The 16,305-nt window shown below is 57.6% G+C and carries 12 protein-coding genes; 3 read left to right on the forward strand and 9 right to left on the reverse strand.

What is annotated here, in order from left to right; all coding sequences use genetic code 11:
- Positions 1-268 precede the first annotated feature (268 nt).
- On the reverse strand, positions 269-1,042 hold the full coding sequence (gene map, locus ALMA_RS02195; RefSeq protein WP_086106439.1) for a type I methionyl aminopeptidase: 774 nt from the start codon (positions 1,040-1,042) through the stop codon (positions 269-271).
- A 95-nt stretch (positions 1,043-1,137) separates the two neighbouring features.
- On the reverse strand, positions 1,138-1,722 hold the full coding sequence (locus ALMA_RS02200; RefSeq protein WP_094726210.1) for a manganese efflux pump MntP: 585 nt from the start codon (positions 1,720-1,722) through the stop codon (positions 1,138-1,140).
- A 194-nt stretch (positions 1,723-1,916) separates the two neighbouring features.
- Here ALMA_RS02200 and ALMA_RS02205 point away from each other — a divergent pair, with 194 nt between their 5' ends.
- A complete protein-coding gene (locus tag ALMA_RS02205) occupies positions 1,917-4,028 on the forward strand; it encodes a M13 family metallopeptidase (RefSeq protein ID WP_094726211.1) in 2,112 nt (703 codons plus the stop codon).
- 106 nt (positions 4,029-4,134) lie between these two features.
- Here the strand turns inward: ALMA_RS02205 and ALMA_RS02210 are convergent, their stop codons facing one another.
- From ALMA_RS02210 to orn, 4 genes are all read right to left on the reverse strand, one after another.
- The gene (locus ALMA_RS02210; protein WP_094726212.1) at positions 4,135-4,725 is read right to left on the reverse strand and encodes a single-stranded DNA-binding protein; all 591 of its coding nucleotides are present in this window, start codon (positions 4,723-4,725) and stop codon (positions 4,135-4,137) included.
- Positions 4,726-4,989: 264 nt separating this feature from the next.
- A complete protein-coding gene (locus ALMA_RS02215) occupies positions 4,990-6,831 on the reverse strand; it encodes a proline--tRNA ligase (RefSeq protein WP_094726213.1) in 1,842 nt (613 codons plus the stop codon).
- Positions 6,832-7,061: 230 nt separating this feature from the next.
- A complete protein-coding gene (locus tag ALMA_RS02220; RefSeq protein WP_094726214.1) occupies positions 7,062-8,510 on the reverse strand; it encodes an ATP-dependent DNA helicase in 1,449 nt (482 codons plus the stop codon).
- Between the two features lie 15 nt (positions 8,511-8,525).
- A complete protein-coding gene (gene orn / locus ALMA_RS02225) occupies positions 8,526-9,227 on the reverse strand; it encodes an oligoribonuclease (RefSeq protein WP_094726215.1) in 702 nt (233 codons plus the stop codon).
- A gap of 190 nt (positions 9,228-9,417) precedes the next feature.
- Between orn and ALMA_RS02230 the strand changes: the two genes are divergently transcribed.
- Together ALMA_RS02230 and ALMA_RS02235 are read left to right on the forward strand one after the other, a co-directional pair.
- A complete protein-coding gene (locus tag ALMA_RS02230) occupies positions 9,418-11,136 on the forward strand; it encodes a glycoside hydrolase family 13 protein (protein WP_094726216.1) in 1,719 nt (572 codons plus the stop codon).
- Between the two features lie 58 nt (positions 11,137-11,194).
- Positions 11,195-11,731, forward strand: coding sequence for a peptidylprolyl isomerase (locus ALMA_RS02235; RefSeq protein WP_086106447.1), 537 nt, complete (start codon positions 11,195-11,197; stop codon positions 11,729-11,731).
- A 171-nt stretch (positions 11,732-11,902) separates the two neighbouring features.
- Here ALMA_RS02235 and araA read toward each other — a convergent pair whose 3' ends face one another.
- From araA to ALMA_RS02250, 3 genes are read right to left on the reverse strand one after another with little or no spacing between them, the layout of a single operon-like run.
- Positions 11,903-13,411, reverse strand: a complete 1,509-nt coding sequence (gene araA / locus ALMA_RS02240; protein ID WP_094726217.1) for an L-arabinose isomerase — start codon at positions 13,409-13,411, stop codon at positions 11,903-11,905.
- Between the two features lie 24 nt (positions 13,412-13,435).
- Positions 13,436-14,128 carry an L-ribulose-5-phosphate 4-epimerase gene (locus tag ALMA_RS02245; protein ID WP_086106449.1) on the reverse strand — a complete coding sequence of 231 codons (693 nt, stop codon included), beginning with the start codon at positions 14,126-14,128 and terminating at the stop codon, positions 13,436-13,438.
- A gap of 18 nt (positions 14,129-14,146) precedes the next feature.
- Positions 14,147-15,847 carry a xylulokinase gene (locus tag ALMA_RS02250; RefSeq protein WP_094726218.1) on the reverse strand — a complete coding sequence of 567 codons (1,701 nt, stop codon included), beginning with the start codon at positions 15,845-15,847 and terminating at the stop codon, positions 14,147-14,149.
- Positions 15,848-16,305: the final 458 nt, after the last annotated feature.

A 16,305-nucleotide genomic window follows, 5' to 3' on the forward strand; every position in this document is an offset into this window, starting at 1 on the left:
AGCGTCGCTGCCCGCTGGACTCGCTGTGCGCGGTCTAGCGGGCAGTTTTTATATACGTAATACGTAATGCCTAGCTAGCAGTGCGTTCTGTGTAAGTCATCTCACGAAAGACACGATTTTCGGGGATCTACTACCTCTGAGGAGAAGAAAGTGAGATGACTTACACAGAATGGAGCTGCCGTCATGAGTAATCATTATTCTATCTCGGATATGACGGGGGCGGCCAGTAGGATACTGGTCACCCCTCGAAAGCAAAGCATGTCTGCGCCTAGTCGCGCGCCGTCAGAATAATCGGATCTCCATCCGTAATGGCTATGGTGTGCTCCGTATGCGCACCGCGCGACCCATCTGCAGAACGCAGAGTCCAGCCATCCTTCTCATCCTGGAAGATTTCATCCGTGGTAGACAGCCACCATGGCTCGATGGCTATGACCAGACCAGGACGCAGACGGTATCCGTGGTGAGCACGACCATCATTCGGTACATGAGGATCCCCATGCATGATGTGGCCCACGCCATGACCACCAAACTCGAGGTTCACGTCATATCCGTAGCTCGCTGCCACTTCGCCGATGGCCGAGGAGATATCTCCGAGGCGGTTTCCTGCACGCGCCTGGTCGATGCCCGCAGCCAGTGCTTCTTCCGTGCTCTTAATGAGGCGCAAATCTTCTTCTGCGGCGTCTCCCACCACGAAGCTGATGGCCGAGTCTCCTACCCAGCCGTCCACGTTTATAGCGAGGTCGAGAGAGAGCAGGTCACCATTCTTCAGGTTATAGTCATATGGCACACCATGCAGAACAGCATCATTCACCGAAGTGCAGATGTAATGGGCGAATGGCCCTGTGCCGAAATCTGGAGCGTAGTCCACATAGCAGGAGGACGCACCCTGGCGGTTTTCTATGGCATTCTTCACGAAGTTATCTATCTCGAGAAGATTCGTGCCCACTTTCGTCATTTTCTTCAAGTCCGAGAGGATCTGACCGACGAACTTTCCAGCTGGACGCATCTGCTGGATTTCTTGAGGAGTTTTGAGTTCTATCATGCTTTCAGGATACGCGCATGGCAGAACAGCGTACCTGAGCAGAGAGTAAACAGAGAGCGACCAGAGAGCGCAGGCAGCGACCAGAGCAGCCGAACTTAGAGGAGGCTCTTGATGCCGATGAACAGAAGCACCACCCCGCCTGCTATCTCGGCAGGCTTCTCCCACTTTTCACCAGCCGCACTTCCCATGCGCAGACCGAGAACGATGGCCAGTACCGTCGCGACCGCCACCACGGACACCGTCAGACCGAAGGGAAGGCTTCCTGAAAGTCCCAGGCTCGACCCCACTGCTATTGCATCGATGCTGCAGGCGAAGGAGAGCGCGGCCAGCGACTTCCACGTCAGCGGAGGCATGGAATTCAGCTGCTCATCTTCGCTCGACTTTTTCAGCGCGGAACGTACCATAGCGCCGCCCACGAGCGCGAGCAGCGTAAAGGAAATCCATGGACCCACACCTTCCACGAATGCAGAGAGCGTATCTCCGAGCAGGAATCCAGCAGAGAGCATGGCCACGTGCATTCCGGTAAACCATGCCGCCGACTTCGCATAATCAGCCACACGCAGCGCTCCATGCATGCGTGCTCCGATGGACATGCTCACGGACAGACCGTCGATAACGAGGCTCACTGCCAGCACCACTACTGCTGCTAGTACTGCCCAGAAACTCGTCATCTGCATCATTTCGCGTCACTTCCCATCCGTCCTGTTCAAGCCTTGATAGTGCTAGACTACCGCCCGTTTTCGCTGGATGAGCGTTGTGACACCGTATAGTTACAGTTTCGAGGGGTCGAACTTTCCGCATTTTTTTGCTGTCAATTTTCCCTCTATGCGACTTTTGTCTCCATTCTCACGCGAAGTGCGCTACCCTAGAGGGTATGACATTTATGACACACTCCTTTATACAGGCGCACTCCCGTATGCGCATGCTGGAATCCGGCATCGACACGACGTCTCTGTCTCCATCCGTATCTGCCCGTTCAGATTTCTTCCGCCATGTGAACGGCACGTGGATAGATTCCTACGTTCTTCCGGATGATAAGGCTCGTTATGGCTCTTTCGACAAGCTGAACGATGACGCCGAAGAGCAGATTCATGACATTCTCGAGCATTCTCCTGAAACCGCTCCGAAGTCTGCCGCGCTCTACCATTCCTTCATGGATACGGACACCATAGAAAAGGCTGGTATTAATCCTATCCGCGAAGACTTGAACCGTATCGATGAAGTGACCACGAAGCGTGGGCTCACTCAGGTACTCGGACAGATGGATGCCGCTGGCGGTCCTTCCCTGTTCTCACAGGCAGTCTTCGCTAATCCTGGTGACCCTACGCATCATGTCGTGCACATCTTCCAGGCTGGTCTCGGACTCCCTGATGAAGCGTACTATCGTGAGGAAAACCACAAGCCAGTGGTCGAAGCGTACACTGCCATGGTGGCTCGTCTGCTCGAGCTCGCAGGATATGCGAAGGATGATAAGCAGAGTAGCCGCTTCGCTCGCCGATTCGTCGAAGTAGAACGCCGTATCGCGTCGAACCACTGGGATGTAGTCGCCTCCCGCGATAGCGAGAAGACCTATAACCCACGTAGCTTCGACGAGTTTGCTGCCGCTCTGAATAACTTTAACCTCGAAGAGTGGGCCGACTCCTGGCAGGAAGCATATAATAACACCGAAGCAGCCATCTCCCAGCCAGTATCTCTGCGCTGTGCGCTGAAGAACGTCATCATCTACCAGCCGAGCTTCATCGACGGTATCGATGAGTTCTGGGGCGAGGCAGATCTCGAGGATCTGAAGCTCTGGGCACGCGTCCACGTGCTTATCCAGTGGGCCAGCTACCTTCCAGCTGACTTCGAAAGCACGAAGTTTGACTTCTACGGTAAGGTCCTGCGCGGTACTTCCGTCCAGCGCGAGCGCTGGCGTCGTGCTGTCAGCCTCGTCGATGGCATCAGCGGTGAAGAAGTGGGCCAGGAGTATGTGAAGCGTCACTTCCCAGCCTCGTCGAAGCAGCGCATGACCGAACTCGTAGCGAACCTTATTAAGGCCTACGAAGTGTCTATCATGTCCAGCACGTGGCTCGGTAAGGATACCCAGGCGAAGGCTCTGGAGAAGCTCGCGAAGTTCACACCGATGATAGGCTACCCAGAGAACTGGCGCGACTACTCTGCTCTGGACATTCGCCCAGAGTTCAGCCTCATCCATAATCTGCGTAATGCGAGCATGTATGAGACTGCCTACCAGCTCGCGAAAGCTGGAACCCCTGTGGATAAGCGCGAGTGGCTCATGACTCCACAGACCGTGAACGCGTACTACGAGCCGACCACGAACGTCATCGTCTTCCCTGCTGCCATTCTTCAGCCTCCATTCTTTAATGCCGAGGCGGATGATGCTGCGAACTACGGTGGCATCGGTGCTGTCATCGGCCATGAGATAGGCCACGGCTTCGACGACCAGGGTAGCAAGTATGACGGTGACGGTAACCTCACCGACTGGTGGACTGCCGAAGACCGTGAGCGCTTCGAGAATCTCACCGGCGCTCTGATCAGCCAGTATGATCAGTTCACCCCACGCTCCGTGGCTCAAAAGTACGAAGCTGAGGGGAAGGCTGACCAGATGCCTCACGTGAAGGGTGCTTTCACCATCGGTGAGAACATCGGTGATCTTGGTGGCGTGAACATCTCGCTGAAAGCGTATGCCCTCGCCCTCGGAGCACAGAATGACTCGGAAGAAGAGATGAACCGCGCTCTGGCATCCGCTCCTGAGATGGACGGGTACACTGGACTGCAGCGCTTCTTCCTGTCTTACGCATCCATTTGGCGTAGCGTGAACCGCGTAGAGCTCGCCGAGCAGTATCTGCAGATAGATCCTCACTCTCCGGCAGAGTTCCGAGTAAACGGAATCGTACGGAATGTGGATAGCTTCTACAGCGCTTTCGGCGTGACGGAGTCTGACGAGATGTATCTGGCGCCTGAAGAGCGCGTCCATATCTGGTAAGACTCACACCGCTCTAAAAAGTAGGGGCGTGTTTCACGGGAAACGTGGAGCACGCCCCTTTCTTCTACCTCTTCTCGGTGGCCACCGCGAGCGAAAGAAAGAATGGCTAAAAAGTGCTCTCCACTTCCACGCCTTGTGCAGGAGTAGCAAATTCATCGACCACGTCATTACCGAGCTCCCCCGATGCTTCATCCGTAACTGGAGGAGTAAAAACAGACGGATCTGCGGAGTAGTCGAACGGATTATCTGAAGGCGCAGGAGCGCCCGAATCTGTACCACTCTGCTCAGGTGCAGGCGCACCCGCATCCGCCGGAATCACATACTCTCTCGGACGCACCTTCTCTGTCTTAAAGATGACACGTCCTGCGCTGAGGTCGAGGCCCACATGGGTGGCTTCGATGCTCGGAATAGTATGTGTCACGCCATCTTTCTCCCACGTATCTACTGTGAGGTTCCCCACGACTATGACAGGATCACCTTTCTTAATTCCGCCCAGCACATTCACAGCTATGCCGCGGAAGGCTTTCACATTTACCCACAGTGTGTCATTCGACTTCCACTGGTTATCTTTCGCGCTGAAGTAGCGCCGTGTGGATCCCACACGAAAGCTGCACGCAGGCATCTGTGAGTTCATGGTCCACTGCTTCGGATCTGCTGCCACATATCCGGTGATAATGGTCTGCGCTATGTTCGCCATAGCAGTATCTCCTTTGATTTGTCGCGATACTCGTTTTCTCGCTGTCTACCCTCTACTCTGACAGACCTTTTTCACCCTGACAAGCGTGAAAAGCATATGTTATCAGATGTGGAAACACGCCCGGATGATACGGCTAAAAACGAGTTATCCACACCCCAGTTATCCACATCCCCGCCGAAGGACCCCGGGAAAATTGCCTTCCGAAAAACAAAAAGGCGGGATGCCCAGCAGCACCCCGCCCACGCTTCACGCGGAACACAACGCTTACAGCGCCTTCACCGCAGCCTGAATAGCCTCAGCAGCCTCAGCCACCGGCACGACCTGCGTCGCAGAGCCGTCGCGATGACGGATCTCGAGCGTGCCATTCTGCACGGTGTCGCGGCCAGACACCACGATGAGCGGCATGCCCAGCAGCTCAGAATCCTTAAACTTAATGCCCGGCGAGACCTTCGCACGGTCGTCGAAGATCACCTCGATGCCAGCCTCAGCCAGCTGCTCCACGAGCGTCTCCGCGGTCTCGAAGGCCATCTGATCGCGCCCCGTAGCGATGACGTGTACCTGAGCAGGCGCCACGGCAGCAGGCCACTTCAAGCCATTCTCGTCGTTATGGTACTCGGCGATGCAGCTCATCACGCGCGACACGCCGATGCCATAACAGCCCATCCACACAGGCACGGTCTTCCCGTTCTCGTTCAGCACGGTCAGATCCAGCGCCTTCGAGTACTTCAGCCCCAGCTGGAAGACCTGGCCTATCTCCACGCCACGCTCCAGGCTCAGCGGACCAGAGCCATCTGGGCTCATGTCTCCCGAGCGCACTTCCACAGCCTCGACGAAGCCGTTCGCTTCGAAGTCGCGGCCGTAGACGGCGTGATACACGTGCTTGCCAGCCTCGTCAGCGCCCGTAATCCACTCGGATCCGCGAGCTATGTGCGCGTCGAGGAGGTACTTAATGCGTGGCTTCTTCTCCGCGCTGTCCGCGCCGTCCGCACCGTCCGCGTCGTCCGCACCCTGAGCATCCTGAGCGCTCTGCGGCCCGAGCACGCTCGGCCCGATGTATCCCTTCACCAGCTCAGGGAACTTCGCGAGGTCTTCAGCCGTCGCCTCTTCTATCTCTGCAGGAGTAAAGCTCGCTTCGAGGCGCTTCATATCCACCTGGCGGTCTCCCGGCACGCCGATGGCCACGACTTCGCGCTCACCCGTCGGGTGCACCACAGTAATGAGCAGGTTCTTCAGCGTGTCGCTCGCTGCCCACTCGCGACCATCCGAGCGTGGATGTAGCTCGTTCGACTTCGCCACCAGCTCATCTATAGTCGCAGAATCTGGCGTTTCGAGAGCCACCATAGGCTCGACGCCACTAAAGTCCATATCCTCCGGACGCACCGTCGTCAGCGCTTCGACGTTCCACGATGCACCGGACGGAGCCTGCGCGAAGGTATCCTCGCCGATAGGCAGTGGCGCGAGGAATTCTTCCGACGCCGAGCCACCCATAGGACCCGAGGTGGCATGCACCATAACATAATCCACCTTCAAGCGCTTAAAGATGCGCTCGTAGGCGTCGCGCTGGATGGCGTAGGACTTCTTCAGGTCCTCTTCGGTCATATCGAAGGAGTACGCGTCCTGCATGACGAATTCGCGGCCGCGGATCATGCCCGCGCGTGGGCGGAACTCGTCGCGGTACTTCGACTTCATCTGGTACAGCGTGACCGGCAGATCCTTATACGAGGAGTACATGTCCTTCACCATGAGGGTGAACATTTCCTCGGCCGTAGGCACGAGCAGGTAGTCCTGGTCGTGGCGGTCCTTCACGCGGAAGATGTTATCTCCGTATTCTTCCCAGCGGTTCGTCGCCGTGTACGGATCTTTCGGCAGGAGGACTGGGAATTCCACTTCCTGGGCACCGGTCTTCGCGAGTTCTTCGCGGATGATGCCTTCTATCTTCCTCAAGACCTTCAGTCCGAGCGGCAGCCACGAGTACAGGCCCGGACCTACTTTCCGGATATAACCGGCACGGATCAGCAGCTTCGCGGACGTGACGTCAGCGTCTGCAGGGTCATCGCGCAGTGTGCGCAGAAACATGCTAGACATGCGTAATACTTCAGAGCTCATAGCTTTTAGAGTATTCGCGCGACGCGACTTTTGCGTGCGGTGCGAGTGTGCTTTTCTGCACTCTGCCAATTTTCCCGTTTTCGGACTGTTTGTAGTCACGAATGACCGCCTCCAGCGAACGTTCGATACAGCACATCCGCGGTTTTCCGCCCATTCTGCTTTTTCCTCGACGGTCATTCGTGACGACAAACTGCCCATCTTCACATTTTTATCCAGAGTGCTCGGAAGGTTTAGAAGAACGTCCCCTGACTGAACTCGTCTACGCCTGCGTCTGAGACAGACTCCGCAGAGCCCACGGCAGGCTCATCATTCCACATCAGCTGCACGGCCTCCCCTGCCCCATCATGGGCTGCGAGGATATCCACAGCACGTTCAGATGACTCCCGTAGCGAGGAGTCGAGCAGCAGCGCATCATCACTAATGTGATACGCTGCATCACTGATACCAGCCAGGAACATGCCATCCAGCCCCTGGACACGCGACAGCGCCACATACCCCATCCCCGGAGCGAAGGTACGCCGCAAATCCATAGCACAGCGGCTCAGCGTCATCCCTTGCGACTTATGAATAGTAATGCCCCACGCGCAGCGCAGCGGCACCTGAGACACCGTAGCCAGCACAGTATCCAGCTCAGTAAACTCCCAGTCAGCCGGCTTCATGGCCACCACGTGTCCATTCTCGAACTCTACCAGCGGCCAGCCGCCTTTCTCCGCCGCCATAAACCCCCGCACAGTGCCGAGCGACCCATTCGCATACTGACGGTCAGGGTCGTTCCGCAGAGCCATCACGTGCGCACCCTTTTTCAGTACGAGAGTCTGCGGGGCCAGCATATTTTTCTGAATGCGTTCGATGAACTGTGCCGAGCCTGAGGACGTGGACTGGTAGACATGCTCCTCAGAGTTCAGGGCCATAAGCCGCGAGGTATTCAGATTATCCGCCCGAGCATTCGTGGGGAACAAGTGCGTGATAGGAGCGCTGTCATCATAGGGCACACCGATGCGCCCGGAGATAACCGCGCGGTCCGCATCCCCCACATGCCCTGCACGGATGGCGCTGAGCACGCCGAGCAGCTGCCCGTCATCCTGGCGGTGCTGCTCCGTGAGGTAGCACACCACGGGATTCAGCGCATCCCATGCGAACGATTCGGTCACAAATCCCTCGCGGTCACGCCCATCTGCCGCATAGCGCTCCCGCAGGAGTACAGCGGCAGGGTCCGCCCCGTAGATATCCTCATTTCTCTTCGCTCCAGAGACAGGAGGCAGCTGGAAGAAGTCTCCAGAAAGCACCACCTGAAGACCGCCGAATGGCGCAGAGTTCGAGCGAGCGCGCCGGCATACCTCGTCCACGAGGTCGAGCAGCCACGCGTGAATCATGGACACTTCGTCGATGACGAGCACGTCCGTCTTCATCAGCGTCTTCTTCTTGCGCCGAAGAATGCGTTTCATCATCTCTTCGTTCAGGAAGGTGCTCACTCCTATGCCGCTATACGAGTGAATGGTCTGTCCGTTCAGGTGCGTGGCAGCTATACCTGTGGACGCCGTCACTGCCACAGATAAGCCTGCCGCACGCGCCTGCTTCACGAAGGCGTTCAGCACGTACGTCTTTCCCGCGCCTGGTGCACCCGTCAGGAAGACGGACGCGCCCGCGTTCATAATGGCCAGCGCCTCGCTCTGCAGCATAATAGAGAATCCTTTTTAGTAATCTGCCTTCTCAGGCGTGTCCGTGCTCGTCAGAGCATTCCCCTGCTCTTCATACCGGCGCAGCAGGCTCGTGCTTTCCACCCGCTCAGCTCCAGCTACAGCCTCGGCCGCGCTCGGCTGCTCGGACACGAACATCATCTCGCGGTAGTAGCGCAGCTCGTCGATGGACTCGATAATGTCGGCGAGCGCGCGGTGTCCGCCATGCTTTTCTGGCTTGTTCTCATACACTGCTGGATACCAGCGGCGGCTGAGCTCCTTGAGCGTGCTTACGTCGATGATGCGGTAGTGCAGGCGGCTCATGAGGCCTGGCATGTAGGCGTCGAGGAATTTCTTATCCGAGTGAATGGAGTTCCCGGCCAGATGCGCTTTCCCGTTCCCTTCTGTAGGAAGGAACTTTTCCACGTACTCGATGATCTGCTGCTCAGCTTCTTCGAGGCTCAGACCGTTTTCCCATTCGTCCACGAGTCCGGAGGAGGTGTGCATGTTCCGCACGAAGTCATTCATGTGGTCCACAGCCTTCTGGCTCGGCTTGATGATGAGGTCTATGCCCTCGTCCAGGACGTTCATATTAAAGTCCGTAGGAACCACGGAGACCTCGCACAGCTCGTCGTGCTCGACGTCGAGGCCCGTCATCTCGCAGTCTATCCAGATGAGTCGTGAGTTTTCCGCACTGAGTGCGCCTACTGCGTCCGTCATGCTTTCTCCTTTATCTACGGCCTATTTTTCCTTCTTCTAGCCTACTCTCCAGCCGAGAGCTCGCCACGCCCAGAGCAGCTGTCTCACACAGGCCACGCGCAAAATGCAAACGTTTGCATAAATCACCCAAAACCGCTACACTGAAAATTGGAAAAACCAAAAACCATACACACTTAATGGAGAGTAACACATGACTAAAGAGCAGCAGAACGCAGGCCTATGGTGGCAGAACGCCGTCGTCTACCAGATCTACCCACGCTCCTTCGCGGACACCACGGGAAGCGGTCTCGGAGACATCCCGGGCATCACCGCACACATGGATTATCTGAAGAAGCTCGGCGTGGACGCCATCTGGCTCTCGCCATTCTATCCATCCGCACTTGCAGACGGCGGCTATGACGTGGACGACTACCGGAACGTGGACCCACGCCTGGGCACTATGGATGATTTCGATGCCATGGTGGACGCCGCACACGAGCGTGACATCAAGGTGGTCGTGGACATCGTACCAAACCACTCCTCGAACCGTCACGAGTACTTTAAGGCAGCCCTGAAAGCCGGTCCAGGATCCCCAGAGCGCGACCGCTACATCTTCCGCGACGGCCGCGGCGAGAACGGCGAGCTTCCACCGAACAGCTGGGAGTCCATCTTCGGCGGATCGGCGTGGGAGCGTGTGGAGGACGGCCAGTGGTATCTGCACATGTTCGCGCCAGAGCAGCCAGACTGGAACTGGGATAACCCAGACGTCCATGAAGAGTTCCTCACCACGCTGCGTTTCTGGTGCGACCATGGCACAGACGGCTTCCGCGTGGACGTGGCACACGCTCTGAAGAAGGATATGAACTCTCCAGAGCTCGACGAGGTCTCCCCTCGCGACGGCGCTACCCGCACGGATGGATCCCACCCACTCTTCGACCGTAATGAGGTGCACGAGGTCTACGCCGAGTGGCGCAAGCTCTTTAACGAATATAATCCTCCACGCTTCGCTGTGGCAGAGGCCTGGGTAAACCCAGCTCGCCAGTACCTCTACGCGAGCCCAGATGACCTCGGCCAGATCTTTAACTTCGCCTTCGCTACGAAGCAGTGGGGTCGAAATAACTTCCACGAGGCCATCGAAGCAGGAATCGAGACCACGGAGCGCTCGGGCTCCACGGCCACCTGGGTCATGAGTAACCACGACCTCATCCGCCACGCCTCGCGCTTCGCTCTGCCACAGATTCCAGCTCCAGACCAGCATCAGGTGGCCGTGGACTGGCTGCTGCGCGATGGAAAGAGCTACACAGAGAACCGCGAGCTCGGCACGAAGCGTTCGCGCGCTGCTCTCCTGCTCGAGATGGCTCTTCCTGGCTCGGCATACGTCTACCAGGGCGAAGAGCTCGGCCTCTTCGAAGTGGCAGATATCCCATGGGATCAGCTCGAAGATCCGAGCGCCTTCTCCAGCCACGATGCTGGTAAGCTGAAGGGTCGCGACGGCTGCCGCGTACCACTGCCATGGGTGGGCGCGGATGAGGATGGCTCGTTCGGCTTCTCCCCTGCAGATGCTTCCGAGAAGCCTCATCTTCCTCAGCCAGCATGGTTTAAGGACTTCGCTGCGGATGTGGAGGATAAGGATCCGGATTCCATGCTGAACCTGTACCGCGAGGTGCTGCGTCTGCGCCATGAGCTGCAGGCAGATGACCATAGCGTCCAGTGGCTCGACGAGGATAAGGAAAGCGGTCTGCCAGATGGCGCGGATGGCCTGCCAGGCGGCGTTATCGCCTACGCGCGCTCGAACGGCTGGGCGAATGTGACGAACTTCTCTGCTACCCCTGCCGAGCTTCCATCCGGCCGCGTGCTGCTGACCTCAGGTCCGCTGACGGCAGACGGAAAGCTTCCTCAGGACACTTCTGCGTGGATTAAGCTAGACTAGTTTCTATGCCAATTCTCCCGCATCCTCGCGGGAGACTCTACGTGAAGGAGAACGCACCATGCAGGCTATTATGCATACCACCATGGGAGACATCACCATCGAGCTCTTCCCAGATGACGCCCCTGTCACTGTGGAAAACTTCGTGGGCCTGGCCACCGGCGAGAAGGAATGGACTGATCCCCTCACGGGCGAAAAGTCTCACGAGCCATTCTATAACGGCCTCATCTTCCACCGCGTCATCAAGGACTTCATGATCCAGGGTGGATGCCCTCTGGGCACCGGCACTGGCGGTCCAGGATATAACTTTGATGATGAGATAAACCAGCACAGCTTCGCCGAGCCATATAAGTTTGCTATGGCGAATGCTGGCCGCCGTCCGAACCCATTCACCGGTCAGCTCTCCGGCACGAATGGCTCGCAGTTCTTCATCACCACGGTTCCTACCACCTGGCTGGATGGAAAGCACACCATCTTCGGCGAAGTCACGGACGAAGCCTCGCGCAAGGTCGTGGACTCCATTAACGAGGTGGCCACGGATGCGCGCGATAATCCTCTCGAGCCAGTGATGATCGAGTCCATCGACATCATCCGCTAGTCTCCTGATGATAAGGGGCGGAACTTGAATGTGTTCCGCCCCTTATTTTTTGCTAAACGGCGCATTTTATGAGGTATGAATCTCATAAAATGCGCCGTTTGACAAAAAGTACGCGGATCACCGCCACCTACGCACAGGCCGACCCCGAAAGAGGACGAATTGACCTTCAGCCTAGAAGTGCTCGTTCAGACGGTAGAAGACGTCGCTGACGCGCAGATTCGTCTCAAACTGAGCCGGCGTCGTATTCTCGTCGATCACAGCCAGCTCCACGCCTGCGATGCGCGCGAAGTCCTCCCACGCCTCACGGCCCACCGTCGTGGTCATGCAGGTGTGATGCGCCGCGCCTGCCAGCAGCCAGCACTGCGTGGCCGCCTTCAAGCTCGGACGAGGCTCCCAGAGCGCACGCGCAGTAGGCAGGTTCGGCAGATCATGATCTGGCTCTACCACGTCCACCACGTTCATTACGAGGCGGAAACGCTCACGCACGTCGCTCATGGCGATGACCACAGCATCCTTCTTCGGCGTGGCCGTAAAGACGAGGCGCACAGGATCTTCCTTCCCGCCGATGCCCAGCGGATGAATCTCCAGGCGAGCCTTTCCATCCGTCTTCAGCGTAGGCGATACCTCAAGCATGTGGGCACCGAGAATCTTCTCCTTACCTGGCACGAGGTTATAGGAGTAATCCTCCATAAGCGAGCAGCCGCCCTCCAAGCCGTAGCCCATGACGTTACCGATGCGCACGAGCATAGCGGTCTTCCAGTCGCCCTCTGCAGAGAAGCCATAGCCATCCGCCATGAGGCGCTGAACTCCCACGCCTGGAAGCTGACGCAGAGCGCCGAGATCTTCGAAGTTATCCACAGCCACGGTGGCACCCACTTCGTCGAGCATGTCGCGCATACCAAGCTCTTCCTGAGCAGCCACATACAGGGACTCGTAGCGCTCGCCGAGCAGCTCCGGCGCCACGTCGTACTCCTGCTTATACTCTTCGATCAGAGCCTCGACGCGCTCCTTCGACACAGCGTTCACATGCTCCACGAGTTCGTTCACCGGCCAAGTGTTTACCGAAGCGCCGAAGACGCGCTCTGCCTCGGTCTTATCCCCTTCGGTGACGGCCACGTTACGCATGTTATCACCCCAGCGCATCACCTTCATGGTGTTTGCTGCATCCCAGCCAGCGCAGGCGCGCGTCCACACGCCGATGCGCTCTGCCACCTCAGGATCGGTGTAGTGACCCACCACGATCTTACGAGGGATGCCCAGACGCGTGACGATGTATCCGAACTCGCGGTCACCGTGTGCCGCCTGATTCAGGTTCATGAAGTCCATATCCATGTCCTGCCATGGAATCTCCTCATGATGCTGCGTGTTCAGCTGCAGAAGTGGCTTCTTCAGCTCGTTCAGGCCGCGAATCCACATCTTCGCTGGGCTGAAGGTGTGCATCCATGCGATGACGCCGATGCACTCGGGCGCCGCGCTGGCCGCCTGCATGAACTGCTTAATGGAGTCCGAGTCCTTCAGCGTCGGCTTGAGTACGAGCTTCACCGGAATGGATGGGCTGGCGTCCAGCGTATCCACGATCTCGCGAGACTGCTGGGCTACCTGCTTGAGCGTCTCTTCACCATACAGGTCCTGCGAGCCTACCGCGAACCAGATTTCTTTTCCTTCGAATGGGTTCTTCATCGAATATCCTTTCTTGTGTAAATTTTAATGCTGGCCGTACACGTTCTGATAGCGGTCGTTCAGCTTATCGATGTCCGCCTGTGGGATAGGGATGACGCCGCCGAGCATGTGTGCAGCCCACACGGTGTGTGCCACTTCCTCGGTCATGGCCGCGGCCTTCACCGCTGCTTCTGCATCCTTACCGATGGTAAATGGCCCGTGATTCTGCATGAGCACGGCTGGAGACTTCGGATACTTCTTCAGCGTCTCCACCACGCCCTCGCCGATGGCTTCCGAACCGATGAGGCGGAATGGCCCCACTGGCACTTCCCCACCGAACTCATCTCCCATCATAGTCAGCGCGCATGGAATGTTCTTTCCCGTGGCTGCCCAGGCCGTGGCATACGTGGAGTGCGTGTGTACCACACCGTAGACGTCTGGCATGTGACGGTAGATGTACGCGTGCGAGGCTGTGTCCGAGGATGGCGAGGCCGAGCCGTCCACCACGTTTCCGTCGAGGTCGCACACCACCATGCTGGCTGGCGTGAGGTATTCGTAGCGCAGGCCGGATGGCTTGATGACCATGAGATCTGCGGTCTTCAGGCGCTGCGAGACGTTCCCCGCGGTCCACACCACGAGATTCCACTTGAGCAGCTGGTCGTGCAGGCTCGCGACGATTTCGCGGACCTGCTTCACCTCAGCGCGCGTTTCTTCTGAGTAATCTGCTAATGTAGCCATGTTTTCTCCTGTACTTCTTTATTTCGTTTCGAGGTCTATCGTATCGACGGCCGCGCGTTCTACCGGCAGCGCCTGCTTAAAGCGCGCGAAGAAGTCCTGGAATCCCGCGACGTCCTGTTCCTGTGGAGTTTCGGTCGTGTACCGTGCGTGCGCGAAGACCTGCTTATCCAGATATTCTGCCAATTCTTCCTCTGCATGACCGGTATACTCGGCGAGCACGGCCATACCCCACGCTCCGCCTTCTGCTGCGGTACTCATGACGCGGATAGGGGCATTAAACGCTGCGGCGAGGATACGCTGTGCCACCACGGGAGTAGTAAAGATGCCACCATGTCCCACGAGAGAGTCCACGCGCACGTCCTCATCCTTCGTCATCACATCCATGCCCACCGTTACTGGTGCAAAGGCAGAGAACAGCTGTGCACGCATGAAATTGGCCAAAGACATGTGCGCCTGCGGACCGCGCGCGAAGACCGGACGTCCCTCAGCAAGTCCCACGAGGAACTCGCCCGAGTAGAAGCAGTAATTCAGCAGGCCGCCCGCGTTCGCCTCGCCGGACTCATCGTCCAGCGCCGCATTAAACAGCGTGGCATACAGCTCAGCGTCGGACATCTGCACGCCAGCCGCCCGCGTAAAGTCACGGAATAAGCTCACCCACGCGTTTAAGTCCGACGTAAAATTATTCGCATGGCTCATGCCTGCGAGGTCGCCCGCCGGCGTGGTCACCACATCCACTTCCGGATGCAGCGCCTTCAGCTTATCTTCGAGCACGACCATAGCGAAAATGGACGTGCCAGCCGAGACGTTACCCGTACGCACGCGTACCGAATTCGTGGCCACCATGCCCGTACCCGCATCTCCCTCAGGAGGAGCCAGGACAGAGCCAGCCTCCAGCGTACCCGTCGGATCGAGCAGAAGCGCACCCGCCTGCGTAAGCGTGCCCGCATTCTGTCCTGCCACGAGAACTTCCGGCAGAATCTCACGAATACTCCACGTCTGCTGCTGAACGAGTGGCAGATTCTCGAACTTTTCGAGGAACTCCTCATCATACGTATGCGTGTGCGGGTCGATAGGGAACATGCCCGAAGCATCCCCCACGCCCAGAACCTTACGTCCCGTCAACTGCCAGTGCACATACCCGGCCAGAGTAGTAATGTAGTCGATGCGATTCGTATGCTCCTCATCATCGAGAAGTGCCTGGTAAAGGTGTGCGATGGACCAGCGTTCCGGGATATTAAACTGGAACAGCTGCGAAAGCTCTTCATGCGCCGCATGCGTATTCGTATTCCGCCACGTGCGGAACGGCACGAGAAGCTCGTCCGCCTTACTGAAGGCGAGGTAGCCGTGCATCATGGCCGAGAAGCCCATGCGCGCGATGCGGGTGAGTGGGGTGTTATATATGGCCTCGACCTGCGCAGCCAGCTTCGCATACGCATCCTGCACACCTGCCCACACTTCCTCGAGGCTGTATGTCCACAAACCATCCTCGAGGTGATTTTCCCACGCATGGTCGCCCTGCGCGAGGGTATGGAACTGCTGGTCGATGAGCACTGCCTTAATGCGGGTCGATCCGAACTCGATGCCGAGGGATACTGCGCCCTGGGCGATGGCCTGGGCCGTCTGGGCCGCCTGGGCTACCTGGGCCGGCGTGGTGGCCGGGGTGATGGCCGGGGTCTGCGGTGTTTGCGGTGTCGGTGATGTCGCTGATGTCGCTGTCATGCCGCCTCTCTTTCACTGCGTTGTGTCGTACGTCTTTCGTCGTTCACGTGGTTTTATGCGTGCGGAATTCTGCCGGTTCTGGCATCTTCTGACACAAAATGTGAACGTTCACATTTCTAATTATACTCGAGCAGCGGCGTTTGTGCAAGTTCATCGACGGGGCGAGGGTGGGGAGGGGCGCGGGTGAGGGCTGTCTATGCCGCTGCTGATGCAAAAAAAGCGACTTTTCTTGAAGTTCGTCGAAAAAATCATTTCGGAGGCTTCGAACCGTTCAGTACTTTTTGCTGATCGGCGCATTTTCACCCTGCCCAGCCGCCAAAAATGCGCCGAATAGCAAAAAGTAGCACACTCCTGCGTGCCAGTACAGCAATCAGAGCACGTGTTCCTTGCGAGTTATTCCACTTTAAGCCCCATGACGGATGAAAAGTGGAATAACTCGCAAAATACTGCGGCCTCTG

The organism is Alloscardovia macacae, assembly GCF_002259705.1.
GTDB classification, from domain to species: domain Bacteria; phylum Actinomycetota; class Actinomycetes; order Actinomycetales; family Bifidobacteriaceae; genus Alloscardovia; species Alloscardovia macacae.

Coding starts and splice junctions, on each gene's coding strand:
- map (WP_086106439.1), bottom strand. CDS start 1,042: ATGATAGAACTCAAAACTCCTCAAGAAATCCAGCAGATGCGTCCAGCT.
- ALMA_RS02200 (WP_094726210.1), bottom strand. CDS start 1,722: ATGATGCAGATGACGAGTTTCTGGGCAGTACTAGCAGCAGTAGTGGTG.
- ALMA_RS02205 (WP_094726211.1), top strand. CDS start 1,917: ATGACATTTATGACACACTCCTTTATACAGGCGCACTCCCGTATGCGC.
- ALMA_RS02210 (WP_094726212.1), bottom strand. CDS start 4,725: ATGGCGAACATAGCGCAGACCATTATCACCGGATATGTGGCAGCAGAT.
- ALMA_RS02215 (WP_094726213.1), bottom strand. CDS start 6,831: ATGAGCTCTGAAGTATTACGCATGTCTAGCATGTTTCTGCGCACACTG.
- ALMA_RS02220 (WP_094726214.1), bottom strand. CDS start 8,510: ATGCTGCAGAGCGAGGCGCTGGCCATTATGAACGCGGGCGCGTCCGTC.
- orn (WP_094726215.1), bottom strand. CDS start 9,227: ATGACGGACGCAGTAGGCGCACTCAGTGCGGAAAACTCACGACTCATC.
- ALMA_RS02230 (WP_094726216.1), top strand. CDS start 9,418: ATGACTAAAGAGCAGCAGAACGCAGGCCTATGGTGGCAGAACGCCGTC.
- ALMA_RS02235 (WP_086106447.1), top strand. CDS start 11,195: ATGCAGGCTATTATGCATACCACCATGGGAGACATCACCATCGAGCTC.
- araA (WP_094726217.1), bottom strand. CDS start 13,411: ATGAAGAACCCATTCGAAGGAAAAGAAATCTGGTTCGCGGTAGGCTCG.
- ALMA_RS02245 (WP_086106449.1), bottom strand. CDS start 14,128: ATGGCTACATTAGCAGATTACTCAGAAGAAACGCGCGCTGAGGTGAAG.
- ALMA_RS02250 (WP_094726218.1), bottom strand. CDS start 15,847: ATGACAGCGACATCAGCGACATCACCGACACCGCAAACACCGCAGACC.